The sequence below is a fragment of the Ureibacillus sp. 179-F W5.1 NHS genome, from assembly GCF_045369345.1.
In the GTDB taxonomy this organism is placed as follows: Bacteria; Bacillota; Bacilli; order Bacillales_A; family Planococcaceae; genus Ureibacillus; species Ureibacillus halotolerans.
The window spans coordinates 181,562-198,761 of the sequence record NZ_JBIQFG010000002.1; the positions used below are offsets into that span (position 1 = coordinate 181,562).

16 protein-coding genes are annotated in these 17,200 nt (G+C 34.7%); 15 read left to right on the forward strand and 1 reads right to left on the reverse strand.

The window, feature by feature from the left end; all coding sequences use genetic code 11:
* Positions 1 to 24 precede the first annotated feature (24 nt).
* From ACH0B5_RS02190 to ACH0B5_RS02240, 11 genes are all read left to right on the forward strand, one after another.
* Positions 25 to 867: a DegV family protein gene (locus tag ACH0B5_RS02190; protein WP_122971729.1), complete on the forward strand. Its 843-nt coding sequence runs from the start codon at positions 25 to 27 to the stop codon at positions 865 to 867.
* A gap of 104 nt (positions 868 to 971) precedes the next feature.
* Positions 972 to 1,880: a GDSL-type esterase/lipase family protein gene (locus ACH0B5_RS02195; protein WP_241559301.1), complete on the forward strand. Its 909-nt coding sequence runs from the start codon at positions 972 to 974 to the stop codon at positions 1,878 to 1,880.
* 108 nt (positions 1,881 to 1,988) lie between these two features.
* Positions 1,989 to 2,567, forward strand: a complete 579-nt coding sequence (locus ACH0B5_RS02200; RefSeq protein ID WP_158599684.1) for a YpmS family protein — start codon at positions 1,989 to 1,991, stop codon at positions 2,565 to 2,567.
* A 13-nt stretch (positions 2,568 to 2,580) separates the two neighbouring features.
* Positions 2,581 to 3,114 carry a peptide-methionine (S)-S-oxide reductase MsrA gene (gene msrA / locus ACH0B5_RS02205; RefSeq protein WP_341362030.1) on the forward strand — a complete coding sequence of 178 codons (534 nt, stop codon included), beginning with the start codon at positions 2,581 to 2,583 and terminating at the stop codon, positions 3,112 to 3,114.
* Entirely contained in the window at positions 3,107 to 3,538 is a 432-nt protein-coding gene (gene msrB / locus ACH0B5_RS02210) for a peptide-methionine (R)-S-oxide reductase MsrB (protein ID WP_122971732.1), read from the forward strand. The genes msrA and msrB overlap by 8 nt, the downstream gene beginning before the upstream one ends.
* Positions 3,539 to 3,712: 174 nt before the next feature.
* Positions 3,713 to 3,934 (forward strand): YozE family protein, encoded by a 222-nt coding sequence (locus ACH0B5_RS02215; RefSeq protein ID WP_122971733.1) that lies wholly within the window; start codon positions 3,713 to 3,715, stop codon positions 3,932 to 3,934.
* 116 nt (positions 3,935 to 4,050) lie between these two features.
* A complete protein-coding gene (gene deoD, locus ACH0B5_RS02220) occupies positions 4,051 to 4,755 on the forward strand; it encodes a purine-nucleoside phosphorylase (RefSeq protein WP_122971734.1) in 705 nt (234 codons plus the stop codon).
* Between the two features lie 129 nt (positions 4,756 to 4,884).
* Positions 4,885 to 6,390: a lmo1851 family serine protease gene (locus ACH0B5_RS02225; protein WP_122971735.1), complete on the forward strand. Its 1,506-nt coding sequence runs from the start codon at positions 4,885 to 4,887 to the stop codon at positions 6,388 to 6,390.
* A 118-nt stretch (positions 6,391 to 6,508) separates the two neighbouring features.
* Positions 6,509 to 7,411 carry a CobW family GTP-binding protein gene (locus ACH0B5_RS02230; RefSeq protein WP_122971736.1) on the forward strand — a complete coding sequence of 301 codons (903 nt, stop codon included), beginning with the start codon at positions 6,509 to 6,511 and terminating at the stop codon, positions 7,409 to 7,411.
* A gap of 233 nt (positions 7,412 to 7,644) precedes the next feature.
* A complete protein-coding gene (locus ACH0B5_RS02235; RefSeq protein ID WP_122971737.1) occupies positions 7,645 to 8,511 on the forward strand; it encodes a CAP domain-containing protein in 867 nt (288 codons plus the stop codon).
* Between the two features lie 249 nt (positions 8,512 to 8,760).
* Positions 8,761 to 9,837, forward strand: coding sequence for an undecaprenyldiphospho-muramoylpentapeptide beta-N-acetylglucosaminyltransferase (locus tag ACH0B5_RS02240; RefSeq protein WP_122971738.1), 1,077 nt, complete (start codon positions 8,761 to 8,763; stop codon positions 9,835 to 9,837).
* A gap of 112 nt (positions 9,838 to 9,949) precedes the next feature.
* Here the strand turns inward: ACH0B5_RS02240 and ACH0B5_RS02245 are convergent, their stop codons facing one another.
* Positions 9,950 to 10,495, reverse strand: a complete 546-nt coding sequence (locus ACH0B5_RS02245) for a GNAT family N-acetyltransferase (RefSeq protein WP_122971739.1) — start codon at positions 10,493 to 10,495, stop codon at positions 9,950 to 9,952.
* 339 nt (positions 10,496 to 10,834) lie between these two features.
* Here ACH0B5_RS02245 and dapF point away from each other — a divergent pair, with 339 nt between their 5' ends.
* From dapF to ACH0B5_RS02265, 4 genes are all read left to right on the forward strand, one after another.
* Entirely contained in the window at positions 10,835 to 11,794 is a 960-nt protein-coding gene (dapF, locus tag ACH0B5_RS02250; protein WP_122971740.1) for a diaminopimelate epimerase, read from the forward strand.
* 193 nt (positions 11,795 to 11,987) lie between these two features.
* Positions 11,988 to 12,674, forward strand: coding sequence for a response regulator transcription factor (locus ACH0B5_RS02255; protein ID WP_122971741.1), 687 nt, complete (start codon positions 11,988 to 11,990; stop codon positions 12,672 to 12,674).
* Positions 12,671 to 14,071, forward strand: coding sequence for a HAMP domain-containing sensor histidine kinase (locus tag ACH0B5_RS02260; protein WP_122971742.1), 1,401 nt, complete (start codon positions 12,671 to 12,673; stop codon positions 14,069 to 14,071). The genes ACH0B5_RS02255 and ACH0B5_RS02260 overlap by 4 nt, the downstream gene beginning before the upstream one ends.
* Before the next feature lie 231 nt (positions 14,072 to 14,302).
* Complete coding sequence (locus ACH0B5_RS02265; RefSeq protein WP_341362032.1) at positions 14,303 to 17,104, forward strand: 2-oxoglutarate dehydrogenase E1 component; 2,802 nt, start codon at positions 14,303 to 14,305, stop codon at positions 17,102 to 17,104.
* Positions 17,105 to 17,200: the final 96 nt, after the last annotated feature.

Consider the following 17,200-nt stretch of genomic DNA (forward strand, 5'->3'; position numbering starts at 1 on the left):
TATGCTATAAAAGGATGTGTCATTTTGGGACGAATTCATATTGTAACTGATTCAACTTGTGATTTAACAAAACAAGAATTATTAGAACATGACGTAAAAGTGGTACCTTTATCGATTCAAATCGAAGGGAAAACATATGTTGATGGAGAAGACATCGAGCCTGAATCATTTTTAGAGTTAATGAAAAATGCAAAGGAATTACCAAAAAGCTCTCAGCCCGCTCCAGGCAAGTTTAAAGAACTTTATGATGAACTTGGAAAAGATGGAGATCAAATTATTTCCATTCATATGACAGGTTCTATGAGTGGTACCGTTGATTCTGCTAGACAAGCGGCTGAATTGTCAAAATCCGATGTAACAGTTGTTGACTCTAGATATATTGCCATTGGACTAGCTATTCAAATTCGAGAAGCGATTCGATTACGGGATGCTGGGGCAACCGTTGAAGAAATATTATCTAGACTTGATGAAGTTAGAAAAAATACAAGATTATTTGTTGTCGTTGATACGTTAGAAAACTTAATTAAAGGTGGTCGAATTGGGAAAGGGACAGGTATGATTGGCTCTTTATTAAATATTAAACCGATTGCCACTTTGGATGATGGTTCATATACGCCAGTTGCGAAAGTAAGAAGTCATAAACAAGTTGTCAACTTCTTGTTTAAACAATATGAAGAAGATACAAAAGGGAAGACGGTAAAAGCAGTGGGGATATCCCATGCGGATGGTTTAATGACTTTAGGCAATCCGTTAAAACAATTAATTGAATCAACAGGATTCCATCATATAGAGACAAAATTTACTTCTCCGATTATAAGTACCCATACAGGACCTGGAGCTATCGGATTTATTTATTTTGCAGAATAACAAGAAAACTCGCTATCATTCGCTCATATACTATTCATGAGGTGATTGATAGCTTTTTTTATTGAAAAAATGCCCACATTTTAATTAGGAAACATGAAAATTTTGTGAAAGGAGTCATCATACTGAAAATTATAACCATTCTATTGGTCATATGTTTTTTTCTTTTTGGTTGTGCAGCAAATGTCACAACAAATGAAATAAATGATTTAAAGTCCCTTACCGAAACTATGGATTCAACAGAGGAAACAAAGGATACTTCAAAAAATACATTGCCATTTACAATAGAAGATTATATTTTTGATGATTTCTCAAAGCCTGAGGCGGTTCAAGTAGAAGATAAAAAAATATATTATTTAGCATTAGGGGATTCATTAACCCGTGGAGTTGGGGATGAAGAACACAAAAATGGGTATACTAAAAGATTAGCGGAGAAGCTTGAACAATGGACAGAAATCTCTGAAGTCGTACTGGACAATAGAGGCAAACGAGGGCGCAGAAGTGACCAGTTACTTTCGTTACTTGAAAAAGGGCATTACGATTCGGAAATTAGAAACTCTGAATTAATTACAATGACCATTGGCGGTAACGATATTATGAAAGTCGTCAAACAAGATTTATTTGAACTAAAAAAAGAAGCATTTGATAAAGAATTGGTAAAATTTCGTGAGCGGTACGATCAAATTATGGAAGAAATTCGAATGAGAAATCCCGATGTACCAATTATTTTAATTGGTTTATACAATCCCTTTTCACTGATTACCGATGAAATAACAGATCTGGAGTCAATCATTTCTGAATGGAACCAAACGATTGAGGATATTTCAAAAAAATATGATAATGCTTGTTTTGTGGATGTGGAAGATTTATTTGATTCCAATGCAAATTTAGTTTATCATACAGATTTCTTTCATCCGAATGGCTACGGATATACAATTATGACAGAGCGAATTGTATCAATGATGAAATCTTGTCAAGTAGAAGAGCAATCAAATGGCTTGTTTTTATTTGATTAAAAATACTCTATAGATTACCTCTACTTCTGTTTTGACGTCACTTTAGAAAAAATAGTAGCATACATAGTTAAAATGGAAACAGATCTTGATGTTAAGGAGTGGACGATGGTGAATAAATGGAAAGTCGCCTTTTTTCTTTTAATAGGGACAATCATTATATTAGTTGCAATTTTCATATTTTGGGCGGCTTCTCCAGGGGAAGATGTTCAAATTGGAAGGGAAAGTATAACGGCTCAACCGACTGATAGTGTATTGTTAGTTGAAACAACAGCTGAAGATTTTGAAAAAATTGTATTAAAATTTTTGGAAAATGAGTTGAAAAGTACGTCTCTTCCAGTCGATATTGTTGTAGGTGATGCAATCATTTTAAAAAGTGAATTGACCGTATTTGGCGTTACGGTACCCTTTTCAATGGAATTTGACCCTATTGTAAATGAAGATGGCAATGTTCAATTAAAGCAAACTTCTGTAAATGTTGGTAAACTAAATATACCACCTGTTACTGTTTTAAAATTAATGAATGATGCAGTCGAATTTCCTCAATGGATTGTCGTACGACCAAATGAAGAAGAAATTTTTGTTGATTTGTCGAATTTATCTTTACCTTCTGGAGCCCATATAAAAGCGAAAGAAATCGATTTAGAAAATAACTATATTTTGTTAGAAGTGATTGTACCAAATAAATAAGGAGGGTTGTCTTTTGAAAAAAGAAATTGCTACGTTTGCAGGTGGTTGCTTTTGGTGTATGGTGAAACCCTTTGATCAACAACCGGGAATTGAGGAAGTAGTATCAGGTTATACAGGTGGACATGTTGAAAATCCTACTTATGAACAGGTGTGTTCGGAAACAACCGGTCATTTGGAAGCTGTCCAAATCACCTTTGACCCGGAAGTATATCCATATAAAAAATTAGTGGAGACTTACTGGACATTAATCGATCCGACTGACCCAGGAGGTCAATTTTACGATCGGGGAGAATCCTATACAACGGCAATTTTTTATCATAATGAAGAGCAAAAAAGAATTGCAGAAGAGTCAAAGGAACAACTGGAGAAGTCGGGAAAATTTAATAAGCCAATTGCAGTGAAAATTTTACCTGCAAAAACTTTCTACCCTGCAGAAGATTATCATCAATATTACTATAAAAAAAATCCAATGCATTATGAACGATACCATATCGGTTCAGGAAGAGCAGCATTTATTCAACAAAATTGGGGGAATAAACATGAATAAAGAAGAGAGACTTAAACAATTAACTGAAATGCAATATTATGTAACACAACAACAAGGTACAGAGCCACCATATCAAAATGAGTATGATCAACATTTTGAAGAAGGAATTTACGTCGATATTGTATCTGGTAAACCATTATTTAGTTCGAAAGATAAATATGATGCGGGTTGTGGCTGGCCAAGTTTTTCGAAACCGATTGAAGAGCAAGAAATAACGGAGCATTTTGATACTTCCCATGGGATGAGACGTGTGGAAGTTAGAAGTAAAACAGCAGATTCCCATTTAGGACATGTATTTCCTGATGGTCCACAGGAGTTGGGCGGTTTACGGTATTGTATTAACTCCGCAGCTCTACGGTTTGTACCGAAAGAGAAATTAGAAGAAGAAGGATACGGGGAATACTTAAAGCTTTTTGAAAAATAACGTATAACTTATAGACGGATTTCCTTATATATTAAAACTTCTTAATGAATCGTGGGGAATGATTTCTTCCCCGCGATTTTTATCTATTCAAACGATTTGTTTTACTATTCTTTCGTTATATAATGGAAAATAAAATCTCTACTTTTTATTCGCTTTTAAGTAAGGAGTGTCCATGTGAAAACTAGTTTTTACTTATATGTTCTTTCTTTTAGAGGGGGAGATTGGAATGATCCGAAAACTCGATTTGCGGAAAGGGCTTTTTTAGATCATAGTTTTCCAATTGCTAGCTCTTCCTTTGAAGAACTATCCAGCTATATCGAAACAATGGCGGATGAACATTTAACGACCCAAGCCTTTGATGAACTATGGGACTTATACGAAACGAAGTTCGGATAATCGACAATTTTTCGTCAATTTTATCGTGAAAAATTTGTATAAGAAGGTAAATCATTGCACAATGTTAGAAAAGCAAGTATATTTTAATTTGAGAATATTGGAAAGAGGGATTATTCATGAGTGTCCATATTAATGCAAAACAAGGTGAAATCGCAGATACGATATTATTACCAGGAGATCCATTACGTGCGAAATATATTGCTGAAACATTTTTAGAAGATGTAACTTGTTATAATGAAGTTCGAAATATGTTTGGCTATACAGGTACATACAAAGGAAAACGTATTTCTGTACAAGGTACAGGAATGGGTGTGCCGTCAATTTCTATTTATACAACAGAGTTAATGCAAGAATACGGTGTGCAAAAATTAATCCGTGTTGGTACTTGTGGAGCAATTCAAAAGGATGTTAAAGTACGCGACGTGATTATCGCTCAATCTGCCTCAACAGATTCAAAAATGAATGAAATTATTTTCAACGGCATTGATTTTGCTCCTACTGCAGATTTTGATCTATTATTAAAAGCTTACAATGCTGGTGTAGCTGCTGGATTAAATTTAAAAGTAGGTAATATCTTTACTGCTGATATGTTTTATTCAGATGAAAATCAAAACGAAAAATTAGCTCAATATGGTGTACTAGCGGTAGAAATGGAATCAGCTGCCCTTTATACACTAGCTGCTAAATTTGGACGTAAAGCGCTATCTGTATTGACGGTTTCTGATCATATTCTAACAGGTGAAGTAACAACATCTGAAGAACGTCAAACAACATTTAACGATATGATTGTCGTTGCCCTTGAAGCTGCAATTCAAGAGTAATAATCATCTGATGCTTTGCATATTTCATTTCGTAAGGCTGTCTTTTGACAGTCTTTCTTTTCGTAAAGATGTGAAACTGTTATGATGGTAGTAACGACTTTTAAGTGTAAAATGAGAGTGGTGAACTAGATGGATGATCAAAATCAACAAGAAATGGAACAAAAAGAACAAACGGACAATATTGAACAAGAGGAACAATTAAAGCCTGCAAAAAAATTTATTCGCATTAAACCGTTTACTTTTATTATGCTGATGTTCTTCACCATAATAGTTACAGCGGGTATAACAATCTTTACTTTAACTTTCGGAGATAAGAAAGTAGTAGAAGTGACAGTACCAGAAGAAAGAAAAGAGTTTTCAAAATTATATGAAGCTTATGATGAGTTAAAGCAAAATTATTATGTCGATATAGATGAGAAAGCTGTCATTACTGGTGCTATTAACGGTATGTTTGATGCTTTAGATGATCCATATTCTGATTTTATGGATGAGACAGAAGCAGAACAGTTCAATAGTGATCTTTCATCAAGTTTCCAAGGAATTGGAGCGGAGATTCAAGAACGGAACGGCAATATTGTCATCGTATCACCAATTAAAAACTCACCTGCTGAAAAAGCTGGGCTATTACCTGAAGATATTATTTTGACGGTAGACGGGGAAAGTATTCAAGGCATGAGTGCTTCAGAAGCGGTTTTATTAATTCGTGGTGAAAAAGGTACACCTGTTAAGCTTACAATCCAACGGGGTGACTCGGACGAATTAATGGAAGTAACGATTGTTCGAGATGAGATTCCAATTGAAACAGTTTACGGAGAAATGGGAGACGATAAAATTGCCCATATCCAAATTACATCTTTCAGTGAACAAACTTATGATGAATTAACGGCCATTTTAGAAGAGTATGAAAAGAATGGAATGAAGAGCGTTTTATTAGATGTTCGACAAAATCCAGGTGGTTATTTAAATTCAGCGATTGAAATTGCCAATTTATTTATTGACGAAGGAAAACCGATTGTACAACTAGAAGGTCGTGAAGGGGAAGCAGATCCAGAAGTGATACTAGCAGAAGGCGGTAAGAAATATAATCTTCCTGTTGTCGTTTTAATTGATAACGGTAGTGCATCTGCTTCTGAAATTTTAGCTGGTGCTTTAAGGGAATCAGCAGGAGCGAAAATTGTTGGTCTTACAAGCTTCGGTAAAGGAACAGTCCAAACAGTAAGTACATTGCCGGACGGCTCTAATTTAAAATACACAACTGGTAAATGGTTAACACCTAATGGTAACTGGATTAATGAAAAAGGGATTGAACCAGACGAAGTTGTAGAATACCCTGCTTATGCGACAGTTACTTATATTAATCCAGAAACAGAATTTACTGTTGGCAATGTATCCGAATCTGTTAACTCTGCAGAGCAAATTTTAAATGCGTTAGGTTATGATGTTGGAACAGTTGACGATCAGTTTGACGAAGCAACGAAAGAAGCTGTTGAGCAATTCCAAGAAGATCAAAAATTAGATCCAACTGGAGTTATTGTTGGAGAAACGACTTATGCTTTGATGGATACTATTCGAGAAAAAATAGAGAAAGAAGATCCACATGTATTGAAAGGAAAAGAAATTTTAGCAGGAAATTAAAAATTTCGGATCAATTCAATGATGTAGAACAATTATAAAATGATGTAGAAAGGGCTGTTTTTGTTCGAGTATCGAGCAATGAACAGCTCTTTCTTCCATAATAGAAGGATGTGTCAAAATGAAAGATGTCTATTTATTTAGTGGATTTTTAGGTAGTGGAAAAACGTCCATGTTAACGGATGTATTACGACAATTGAAGGAAAAGGGGTTAAAGCCTGCTGTTATAATGAATGAATTAGGGAAGTTGCCCTTTGACTCCCGAGCAGTTGATGAAGATGTCCCTCTAAAGGAAATGTTAGAGGGGTGTATTTGTTGTTCAGGTGCTGAAAAAACGGAAGCTCAAATTCAATCTTTGCTTATGGATTCCGAATTCGATGTCCTTATTATTGAAACAACGGGGGCTGCCCATCCCGTGGAAGCGTTGGATGCGGTATATTCACCTCTTTTTGCAGAGCAGTTGAATATTAAGGGAATCGTAACGGTAGCAGATAGTAAGCTATGGTTAGAACGGGAAACGTTAACACCTCAAGTTCGAAGTCTCTATTTAGAACAAATTCGTCATGCCCATCTTTTATTAGCAAACAAGATGGATTTATTAACGGAAGTAGAACAAGCAAAAGTTGTTTTTGAAATGCAAAATGTGAATCCAAACGCTTTTATTTTACAGACGACAAACGGTAAAGTGCCGCTTTCACTATTAGAGAAATTAAAGGCAACAGCACACAAGTCGAAAGAGGACATTGAAATCGCTAGAATCGGCACTCAATTATATTTAAGTTCACGATTAGTAGAGTTAAAGACAAGTTATACGCAGGAACAATTTGAAGAATGGGTACGCTCATTGCCTTCAACTGTATATAGAATAAAAGGATATGTTCCGATAGAAGGAATTAAAAATCCGATGTTATTCCAATATGCATATGGTTTAGTTCAATGGTTGCCAGAATATATTCATATGCCTTCTAAAATCGTTATGATTGGAGAAAATATTCAAGAAATAGAAGTTTTAAATGAGAAATAGTGTAATATTGTTGTAATATAAGAAATGAATTTGCATTATAAAACGAACTCAAAAATTTGTCAATAGCATTTCGCAGGTAAGTTCTTTGATAATAGGAAAATTTTATTAGAAAAATAGATAAATAAAGTCATAGTTTATGAGGTTCAATCATTTGCTTGGTACTGTTACCAAGTTATGGTCCATATTTTTCAACTTTTCTCGTATATGATTAGTTGCGAGAGGAGGAATACAAAATGAAAAAATGGTTTATCACATTTTGTGCACTAGGTTTAATCTCAACACAAGTTCCGACAGCAGATGCTGCGTCTAATAATGAGGAAGGTCAAAATATATCAGTTCAAAGCATGGTGAAAGTTGTTAATCCAGATCAATTCGAAAATGCTTTAAACAACTTTTTAAACAACTGTTCTTTAACTGATGAGGCAAGCATTAAAGACCTTGCGAATAAATTATCAATCTCTACAACTAAATTAGAAGAATTACTAGCTTCTAAAGTACAAGAAGAAGCAAAGCATAATCCAGAACAAGCGAAGGAAGTAACAGTTCCATCAAAAAATGAAACTACTAATAAAGAAGTAGTGAAAACACCAGCACCAGCTGAGGAACAAAAAGAAGTTACAGCTCCTGAAGCAAAACCTGTAACAAACAATAACACACCAGCACCAACTACAAATAATGAAGCAGCTCAAAAACCAGCAGCACCAGCTGCAGAAAACGGTTCTGTTTCTGCATTTGAAGAAAAAGTTATCGAATTAACAAATGCTGAGCGTGCTAAACAAGGTTTAAAACCTTTAGAAATGTATGCACCATTAATGTCAGTTGCTCGTGAAAAATCTGCTGATATGGCGAAAAATAATTATTTCTCCCATACAAGTCCTACTTACGGAAGCCCATTTGATCAAATGAAGGCTGCAGGTATTTCATATAAAGCAGCAGGTGAAAATATTGCACAAGGTCAAAGAACACCAGAAGAAGTCGTACAAGCTTGGATGAATTCTGAAGGTCACCGTGCAAACATTATGAACGCTAACTTTACACACATTGGTGTAGGTTATGTGGCAGATGGAAATCACTGGACACAACAATTTATTCAACTATAATAGTTGGTTAAAATACCGGGACAAGAATTCATTCTTGCCCGGTATTTTTTTATTTTGAATTATTTTATATGAATCTTGATTTTCCCCGTCAATCTTATTTAAAATGGGTTTGGTCCATAAATTATGGTACAATATTGACTGAAAAAGGATGACTAAAGCAAGGCTTACTATTGTTTTTTCATTTATATTTTTTGCAATCATATATATTTAAATGAAATACAAATTATTGTATTTAGATAGGAGATTTCTGTGAAACAAAAATCAATTATTTTAACTGGTGGCGGCACAGCCGGTCACGTTTCTTTAAATCAAGCAATTATCCCTTCCTTACAAAAGGAAGGATATGATGTACATTATATCGGTTCTTATGATGGAATTGAGAAAGAGTTAATTACCGAAAGTTTTCCCGAAGTACCTTATCACAGTATTGCAAGTGGTAAATTACGTCGATATTTTTCAATGAAGAACTTTTCAGATCCATTTAAAGTTTTAGCTGGCGTTGGGCAAGCATTTAGGATTATTCGTAAGGTTAAGCCATCTATCATCTTTTCCAAAGGTGGGTTTGTATCAGTACCTGTTGTCATCGCGGCAAAGTTAGCAAAGATTCCTGTAGTGATTCATGAATCAGATGTTACACCAGGTCTAGCTAACAAAATTGCTTTACCGTTTGCTTCCCATGTATTTACGATTTTTCAAGATACATTAAAGTATTTACCAAGCGATAAAGCAACATGTACCGGTTCTATTGTTCGTGAACAATTATTTACGGGTAATGCATCTGTAGGAAAAAAACGATGTGGGTTTGAAGAGCGGAAAAAAGTGCTTCTTGTCATGGGAGGAAGTTTAGGTTCGGCTGTTTTAAATGACGCATTACGAAATAATTTACCGGAACTATTAAAAGAATTTAATATTATCCATTTATGCGGAAAAGGGAATGTAGATACTACTTTAGATCGCTTAAAAGGCTATAAACAATTCGACTATGTGACAACGGAACTGCCCGACTTACTTTATGCTGCGGATTTTATTGTCTCTAGAGCTGGTTCTAATTCAATATTCGAATTTTTAGCATTAAAAAAACCGATGTTATTAGTACCTCTTTCAGCATCTAAAAGTCGTGGAGATCAAATTTTAAATGCCAATATTTTTGAACGTCAAGGTTTTGCCCACGTATTAGAAGAAGAACTATTAACGAAAAATACATTCATGAAGGCGATTGAGGCTTTGAGTACAAGAAAAGATGAGATGATTGATGCGATGGAAAAAGCTGAAAGCCCGAAAACTCCTGATGAAATGGTTAGCCTTATTCTTCAATACGAAAAATAAATATTTATTGATTATGATATGAATAGCGTAAAAAAGTAGGTGGTTCATTCAATGAATCACCTACTTTTACTATTGTATTCTTTTATTAAAGTATAAGCATTGAAAAAGAATGTTACATTGCTTGTTCTTCGTTTGCTTGTTCCTTTGCTGTTACGATGTAGAATAAGTCTTTTGGGATTTTATATAAGTCGAATTTTACCTCACCACTATTAATTTCTTCATATAATGCCGGATGGGATTCTTTCGCACAAACGACATACGGTAATTTTTGGGAGGCACGTTTCGATTTTTCGTTTTCTTTTCGGATTCGTAAAAATACGGTATGGAAATCCTTTTCAAAAAATAGCTCTGTTAAAAACTCATGTTTTGCAGCTTGGTTGTATCCTTTACCCTGATAAGGTGCACCTATCCAAGTCCCAAGGAAGCCAGCGCCATCTTGAACGTCATATAGATTAATGGTACCAATTGGTTGACCCCAGTCATCGGTTATCGTTCGTGAAATCGTCTTTCCTAGTTGTTCCTCTTCCAATAACTGTTTTGTTATAAATAAATATTCTTCAGGAGAATATGCTTTATGACGAACAAAAGGGAAAACGGTTGGATGTATCATTAATTGGTATAACTCATTTGTTTCAGAAAGATCTCGATATTTTAACAAATGAAACGCCTCCTTTTTTGGATAGTTGCAAATCCGAAAATTACTTTGTCACAAGGCAACAGAACAAAATAATATAACGAAAGGAACAAGACGTCAAACAAAAAATTTTAGATTTTTTCGTTTCTCAAAATCAACTTTAAAAAAATAGTTGAGATGATAATATCATATTATAAATATTCTATTCTATACAAAAATTTAAACTTTTTATTACGCAATTCGCTATGACGAATTTGTGGCGAAAATATTAAAAAAGTATAAAAAAGTGTTCCTTTTATTAAGTTGATTCAACCTATATAAACACTTATTATAGTAGTAAATAGAAAGAGAGCGGGTGAGCTGATGGAAAGAACTTTATTAAAAGTTCATGGATCAGGCAATACATTTTATTTATATCAAACTAACAATGAAAATGAAGTTGATTGGACTAAGTTAACAACTTGGTTATGTCAAAAAGAAAACAACGGTGGAGCTGATGGTTTATTGCTAGTTTTACCATCAACTATTGCCGACGCCAAAATGAGAGTCATAAATGCTGACGGTTCTGAAGCTTCCATGTGTGGAAATGGTTTACGTTGTGTTGCTAGATTCGTATGCGAACAACTTGAAAAGGAAGAAGCGATCATTGAAACGATGAAAGCCAATTTGAAGGTGCGAAAAGAGTCACCTCTATTAGAAGATATTCCAACATATGCCGTTGAAATATCACCAGTGTCCTTTGCTCTAAGTAGTTTACCTATGAGCTATAAAGGTCAAGAGGAAATTCGTCATCAAATTATCCAAGAATTTTCAACAACCATTCCTTTTACGGCTGTTTCTGTTCCGAATCCCCATTTGATTGGAATCGTGGACCAAACTTATATTGAAAACAATACGCATCAAAAATCGTTAGCTGAGTTATTAAACGGTGAAAACGAGTATTGTGTTGATGGCGTAAACGTAAGTTATGTTTATCCAATGAAAAATGACACAATTTTTGTTCGAACTTTTGAACGAGGAGTAGGTTTTACGAATGCATGTGGTACTGCAATGACCGCTTCAGCCCTTGTGTCGAAATTAAACGGCTTCGTTCATAATGATGTCATTACCGTATTCAATCCGGGCGGTTTTGTAAAATGTGAAGTGAAAACAAATGGCGATCGTTATGAATTAACGTTAATTGGAAACGCAACGGTTACTGCCGAATACACTTTCGACATCCATAACTTAACATTTTTAAACTATAACGAAACGGATGAACAGAAACAGTATGAAAAAAGCATTGAGTTAGTAAAAAAAGAAACAGCTTCTTTTGCAAATTAATGATCAAATTTAATACATTACAATAATAATAGGTTTTAATGAACTGCAAATGAACCCATTGTTAATTTTTTGTAAGATACTTTGGGAACTAGTTCCACCATTTCAAAGAAAAGTCATAGTAGTTTTATTAAGTCCTCGTTTTAAGTTAAACTTAAGACGAGGATTTTTTATACAATTTTCGAGGGATGATTCAATGAAAAAAAGAATTTTAATAGTGGAAGATGAAAAAAATATAGCTCGATTTATGGAATTGGAATTAGAGCATGAATATTTTGACGTAACAGTAACCCATGATGGGAGAGATGGTTTAAATAAAGCGTTAGAACAACAGTTCGATTGTCTCTTGCTTGATGTCATGCTGCCAGGTCTAAATGGAATTGAAATTTGTCGCCGCGTCCGAGCGAAATCCGATGTACCGATTATTTTAATTACGGCAAGGGATGCGGTAATGGATCGGGTGGCAGGGTTAGATTCTGGAGCAGATGATTATATTGTGAAGCCATTTGCCATTGAAGAATTGCTTGCTCGAATACGTTCTGTCTTAAGAAGAACTCAAAGTATCGGAGAAAAAGAACTGGAGAAAGATGAAGAAATTTGCGTTCGAGAATTAGTAATTAAGCCACAATCCTATGAAGTTTTCTTTGAAAATAAAAAACTTGAATTGACGAAAACAGAGTATGATTTATTAAAACTATTATGTGAAAATAAAAATCGTGTTTGTGAAAGGGAAATGATTCTACAATCGATTTGGGGCTACAATACGGAGGTAGAAACGAATGTGGTAGATGTTTACATTCGCCATTTGCGATCTAAACTAAAGACAGATTCAAATCCATATATTGAAACTGTGCGCGGAGTAGGATATGTGGTGAGGGAATGAATAAACTGAAGAACGCCATTTTTAAAAATCAATCATTAAAAAAGAAGTGGATTTTATCAACGTCCATTGTCATTTTTATAAGCTATGCTGCCATTTGTACAGTTATTTATTTTGCCCTATATTCATGGCTTTTGCAAAATGAAGAAAATAATGCGATACGTACCGTAGATGACTTAACATCCTTCTTTAATTCTCAAAATGGCTCTATTTCGATTCAAGAGTTTCAAGGAAATACAGGATTATTTAAAGCGATAGTAAATCAAAATCAAACGGTAAGAATTTTTAATAAGGATGGTTATGAAGTATTACGGATCAATGACGAATCTTCTGCAGCTCCAATTGAATTAGATTATGAGAAAATAAGAAAAACGATTGTGTCAAAGGAAGTAATTGATAATCGAGATGTATTTGTTGTAAACAAAATGGTGACCATTGGACCTTTTACAGGCATCATACAACTCATCCATCCTCTTGAAACGTTTCAATCGATGATGCAATACGTTTTAACAACTATGTTAATCGCAGGGTTAGGAGCATTGCTCATTGCAGGTGCTATTGGATATTATTTAGCCAATGTTTTAATTCGACCTATACAAGATTTGAGGGACTCCATGTTATCCATTCGAGATAAAGGTTTTGAAGAAAAAATTCACTTAGCCTATAATGCAGATGATGAAATAGGCGACTTACTGAATATTTATGAGTCGATGATGAACGAATTGCAAATTTCCTTTGCAAAACAACAACAATTTGTTTCTGATGCATCCCATGAATTAAGAACACCGATTCAGGCTATCGAAGGACATTTATCATTAATTAAAAGATGGGGTAAAAACGATCCGGATATTTTGGAAGAATCATTAACTTCTTCACTAGAAGAAGTTGTTCGAATGAAGAAAATGATTGAGGAGTTATTAGATTTAGCGAGAAAAGAAAAGAGAGACGAACATTCATATGCTAATATCGGAAAAGTTCTCACATCTGTGAAAGATGAGCTAATAATGATTTATCCCCAAACAACGATTCGCATTAAAGAAAACGGTGAACCAAAGCAGCCAAATGTTTCTGAAAATGCATTGGCACAAATCATACGCAACATTGTAGAAAACGGAATAAGATATAATGATAAAAATCCGGTTATTAACATTGAAGTCCATTATTTATCTGAAAGTCTTTTTATGACGATAAAAGACAATGGGATTGGAATTGCAAAGGAACATTTACCATATATTTTTGATCGTTTTTATCGAGTGGATACTTCAAGGGAAAATATCGGTGGTGGTACAGGTCTTGGATTAAGTATTACGAAGATGTTAGCTGAAAAATATCACATTGAAATGGATGTGGTAAGTGAAGTAGAAAAAGGTACAACTTTTACATTAAGTTTTAAAATTTAATGAAATTTTTTCATAAATTCCTGCTTAAAACGGTTATTTGCCAAAAAAATTGCTCATTTTGAGAAAAATAGTTGTATTTTTTGTGAAGAGTAGTAAGATTGAAATGGAAAAAAAACGTTCTTCGATAAATAGCAATAGATAATTTGTATTGTAGAAGAATGGTAAAATATGAAATAATATTCTAGGTAAAACAATGGAACTGCCTTAGGGCGAAATTTGGAGGTTATTCTCATGTCGAACAATGTATTATTTGCTGGTTCCCCTTGGTCAGCATTCTCTGGTCCTAACTTAGGTTATGTAATGGAGCAATATGATTTATATTTACAGTCTCCAGAACAAGTAGAACCAGAACTCGTTACCCTTTTCCAACAATTTGGTGCGCCAGTTCTTGGTGGAGAGCAAGTTGCTGTTGAAGGCGTAGCACACGAAACAGGCAATATTCAAAAAATATTTGCTGCGGTTAAATTAGCTGATGCTCTACGTTCCCACGGGCATTTAGCTGCGGATATTTACCCTTTAAAAGACCGTCAATTAGATTCTTCACGCATCGAATTATCCGCTTACGGATTAAGTGAAGCCGATCTAACTGCAATGCCAGCTTCATTATTCTTTCATAATGTCCCTGGAAGCGTTACCAACGGAAAGCAAGCAATTGACTATTTACGTGCAATTTATACTGGAAAAATTGCTTATGAATATGCTCATGTTGATGATGCAGAACGTCAATGGATTCAAGATAAAATTGAATCAGGTAAAACAACTGTAAGCTTAACTACTGAACAGAAAAAAGAGTTATTAGAAAGATTAACACGCGTTGAAGATTTCGAAAGATTTATTCATAAAACGTTCGTAGGTCAAAAACGCTTCTCAATTGAAGGTTTAGATACATTAGTTGTATTGTTAGACGAAATTGTTAAAAAAGCCGATGACGAGAAAATGAAATTTTTACAAATCGGTATGGCTCACCGAGGCCGTTTAAATGTATTAACACATGTAGTAAATAAACCTTATGACATGATGTTTGCAGACTTTGCCCATGTGCCAAATGACTATTTCTTCCCTGAAGATGGTACTTTAGAAATTTCTAAAGGTTGGACTGGTGATGTGAAATACCATATGGGAGCTACTTACACAAAAGACTCAGGAATGAAAGTGAAATTAGCTTATAACCCATCACACTTAGAAGTTGTAAGTCCAATTATTACAGGTTCAACTCGTGCTGCTCAAGAAGATACTACGAAGCCAGGTGCACCTGTTCACGATGCATCAAAAGCATTAGCGGTACTTGTACATGGTGATGCAGCATTTGCCGGGGAAGGAATCGTTCAAGAAACATTTAACTACGCGGAAACAACTGGTTTCTCAACGGGTGGTTCAATCCATATTATTTCAAATAATATGATTGGTTTTACAACAGAACATTTTGATTCTCGTTCAACTCGCTATTCTTCAGACGTGGCAAAAGGTTACGGTATTCCAGTAATTCACGTTAATGCTGACGATCCTGAAGCAGTTGTACAAGTAGCCCACTTAGCGTTTGAATATCGTCAAACCTTTGGCAAAGATATTTTAATAGACTTAATTGGATATCGTCGATTCGGTCACAACGAAACGGATGACCCAACAGTAACCAATCCTTTAACATATAAAATTGTTTCAACTCATCCTACAGTACGTGTTCTTTATGGAGAAAAATTAGCTAATGAAGGAATTCTTTCTTTAGAACAAGTGAAAAAACTGGATGAAGAAATTTACGCAGAAATGCAAGCTTCTTATGATCACGTAAAAGAAGTAGGTGCTACTAAAGGCCACTTCGAAATCGAAATGCCAGAAGAAGTGAAAAATGAATATCCAGAAGTTGAAACAAGCGTTTCAAAAGTAGATTTAAAACAAATAAATGAAGATCTTCTTGCTTGGCCTGAAAGCTTTGAACCTCAAAACAAGTTAGCAAAAATATTAAATAAACGTGTAGAAGCATTAGAAACGGATAAAATTGATTGGGGTCACGCAGAAACATTAGCATTTGCTGCAATTTTACGCGATGGTAACCCAATTCGTATTAGTGGTCAAGATGCTCAACGTGGTACGTTCTCTCAACGCCATTTAGTACTTCATGACAAAAATAATGGCGCAGAATTCGTTCCATTACACAACGTATCGGATTCAAAAGCATCATTTACTGTTTATAATTCTCCATTAACAGAGGCGGCAATTGTTGGCTTTGAATATGGTTATAATTTAGAAAATGAAAATGCTTTAACAATTTGGGAAGCTCAGTTCGGTGACTTTGCGAATATGGCCCAAATTATGTTTGATAACTTTATTTCATCTGCCCGCTCTAAATGGGGTCAAAAATCAGGATTAGTTCTTTTATTACCAAACGGAATTGAAGGACAAGGTCCGGAACATTCATCAGCTCGTATTGAAAGATATTTACAATTATCAGCTGAGAATAACTGGATTGTAGCGAACTGTTCAAATGCAGGTAACTACTTCCACTTACTTCGCCGACAAGCGAAAATGCTTGGAACTGAAGCAATCCGTCCATTAGTTATTGTTTCACCAAAATCATTACTTCGCCATCCGTTAGCTGCAGCATCTTTAGAGCAGTTATCTGAAGGGAAATTCCAAGAAGTAATTGAACAACCAGGTTTAGGTGGAAATGCGAAAAAAGTAGAACGTATTATCCTTGCTTCAGGTAAAGTAACAATTGATTTAGCAGATCGTATTCAAGATGGTAAAGGGTATGAAAACATACACATTATTCGTGTGGAACAACTATATCCTTTCCCAACACAAAAAATATCTGAAATTATTGCGAAATATCCAAATGCAAAAGAAATCGTTTGGGTACAAGAAGAACCTAAAAACCAAGGTCCTTGGAAATATGCACTTGAATATTTGCTAGACCTTGCTGATGGTAAAAAAGTGAAATATGTTGGTCGTCCTGAAATGTCTTCAACTTCTGAAGGAGACATGGATTCTCATAAAATTGCACAAGCAAAAGTTATTGACGAAGCTCTTTCTAAATAAACTTTTGATGTTAATATTCAAATAGGCTATTACATGTTAGTAGATGCATGTGTGCCTTCTATTTCAAAGGTACACATGTTTATTCAAAGGAGGATA

What these genes read in the sequence shown, in the direction of transcription:
- msrB (WP_122971732.1), top strand. Translation starts at nt 3,107, where the DNA reads ATGAATAAAGAAGAGAGACTTAAACAATTAACTGAAATGCAATATTAT.
- deoD (WP_122971734.1), top strand. Translation starts at nt 4,051, where the DNA reads ATGAGTGTCCATATTAATGCAAAACAAGGTGAAATCGCAGATACGATA.
- ACH0B5_RS02225 (WP_122971735.1), top strand. Translation starts at nt 4,885, where the DNA reads ATGGATGATCAAAATCAACAAGAAATGGAACAAAAAGAACAAACGGAC.
- ACH0B5_RS02230 (WP_122971736.1), top strand. Translation starts at nt 6,509, where the DNA reads ATGAAAGATGTCTATTTATTTAGTGGATTTTTAGGTAGTGGAAAAACG.
- ACH0B5_RS02235 (WP_122971737.1), top strand. Translation starts at nt 7,645, where the DNA reads ATGAAAAAATGGTTTATCACATTTTGTGCACTAGGTTTAATCTCAACA.
- dapF (WP_122971740.1), top strand. Translation starts at nt 10,835, where the DNA reads ATGGAAAGAACTTTATTAAAAGTTCATGGATCAGGCAATACATTTTAT.
- ACH0B5_RS02255 (WP_122971741.1), top strand. Translation starts at nt 11,988, where the DNA reads ATGAAAAAAAGAATTTTAATAGTGGAAGATGAAAAAAATATAGCTCGA.
- ACH0B5_RS02260 (WP_122971742.1), top strand. Translation starts at nt 12,671, where the DNA reads ATGAATAAACTGAAGAACGCCATTTTTAAAAATCAATCATTAAAAAAG.
- ACH0B5_RS02265 (WP_341362032.1), top strand. Translation starts at nt 14,303, where the DNA reads ATGTCGAACAATGTATTATTTGCTGGTTCCCCTTGGTCAGCATTCTCT.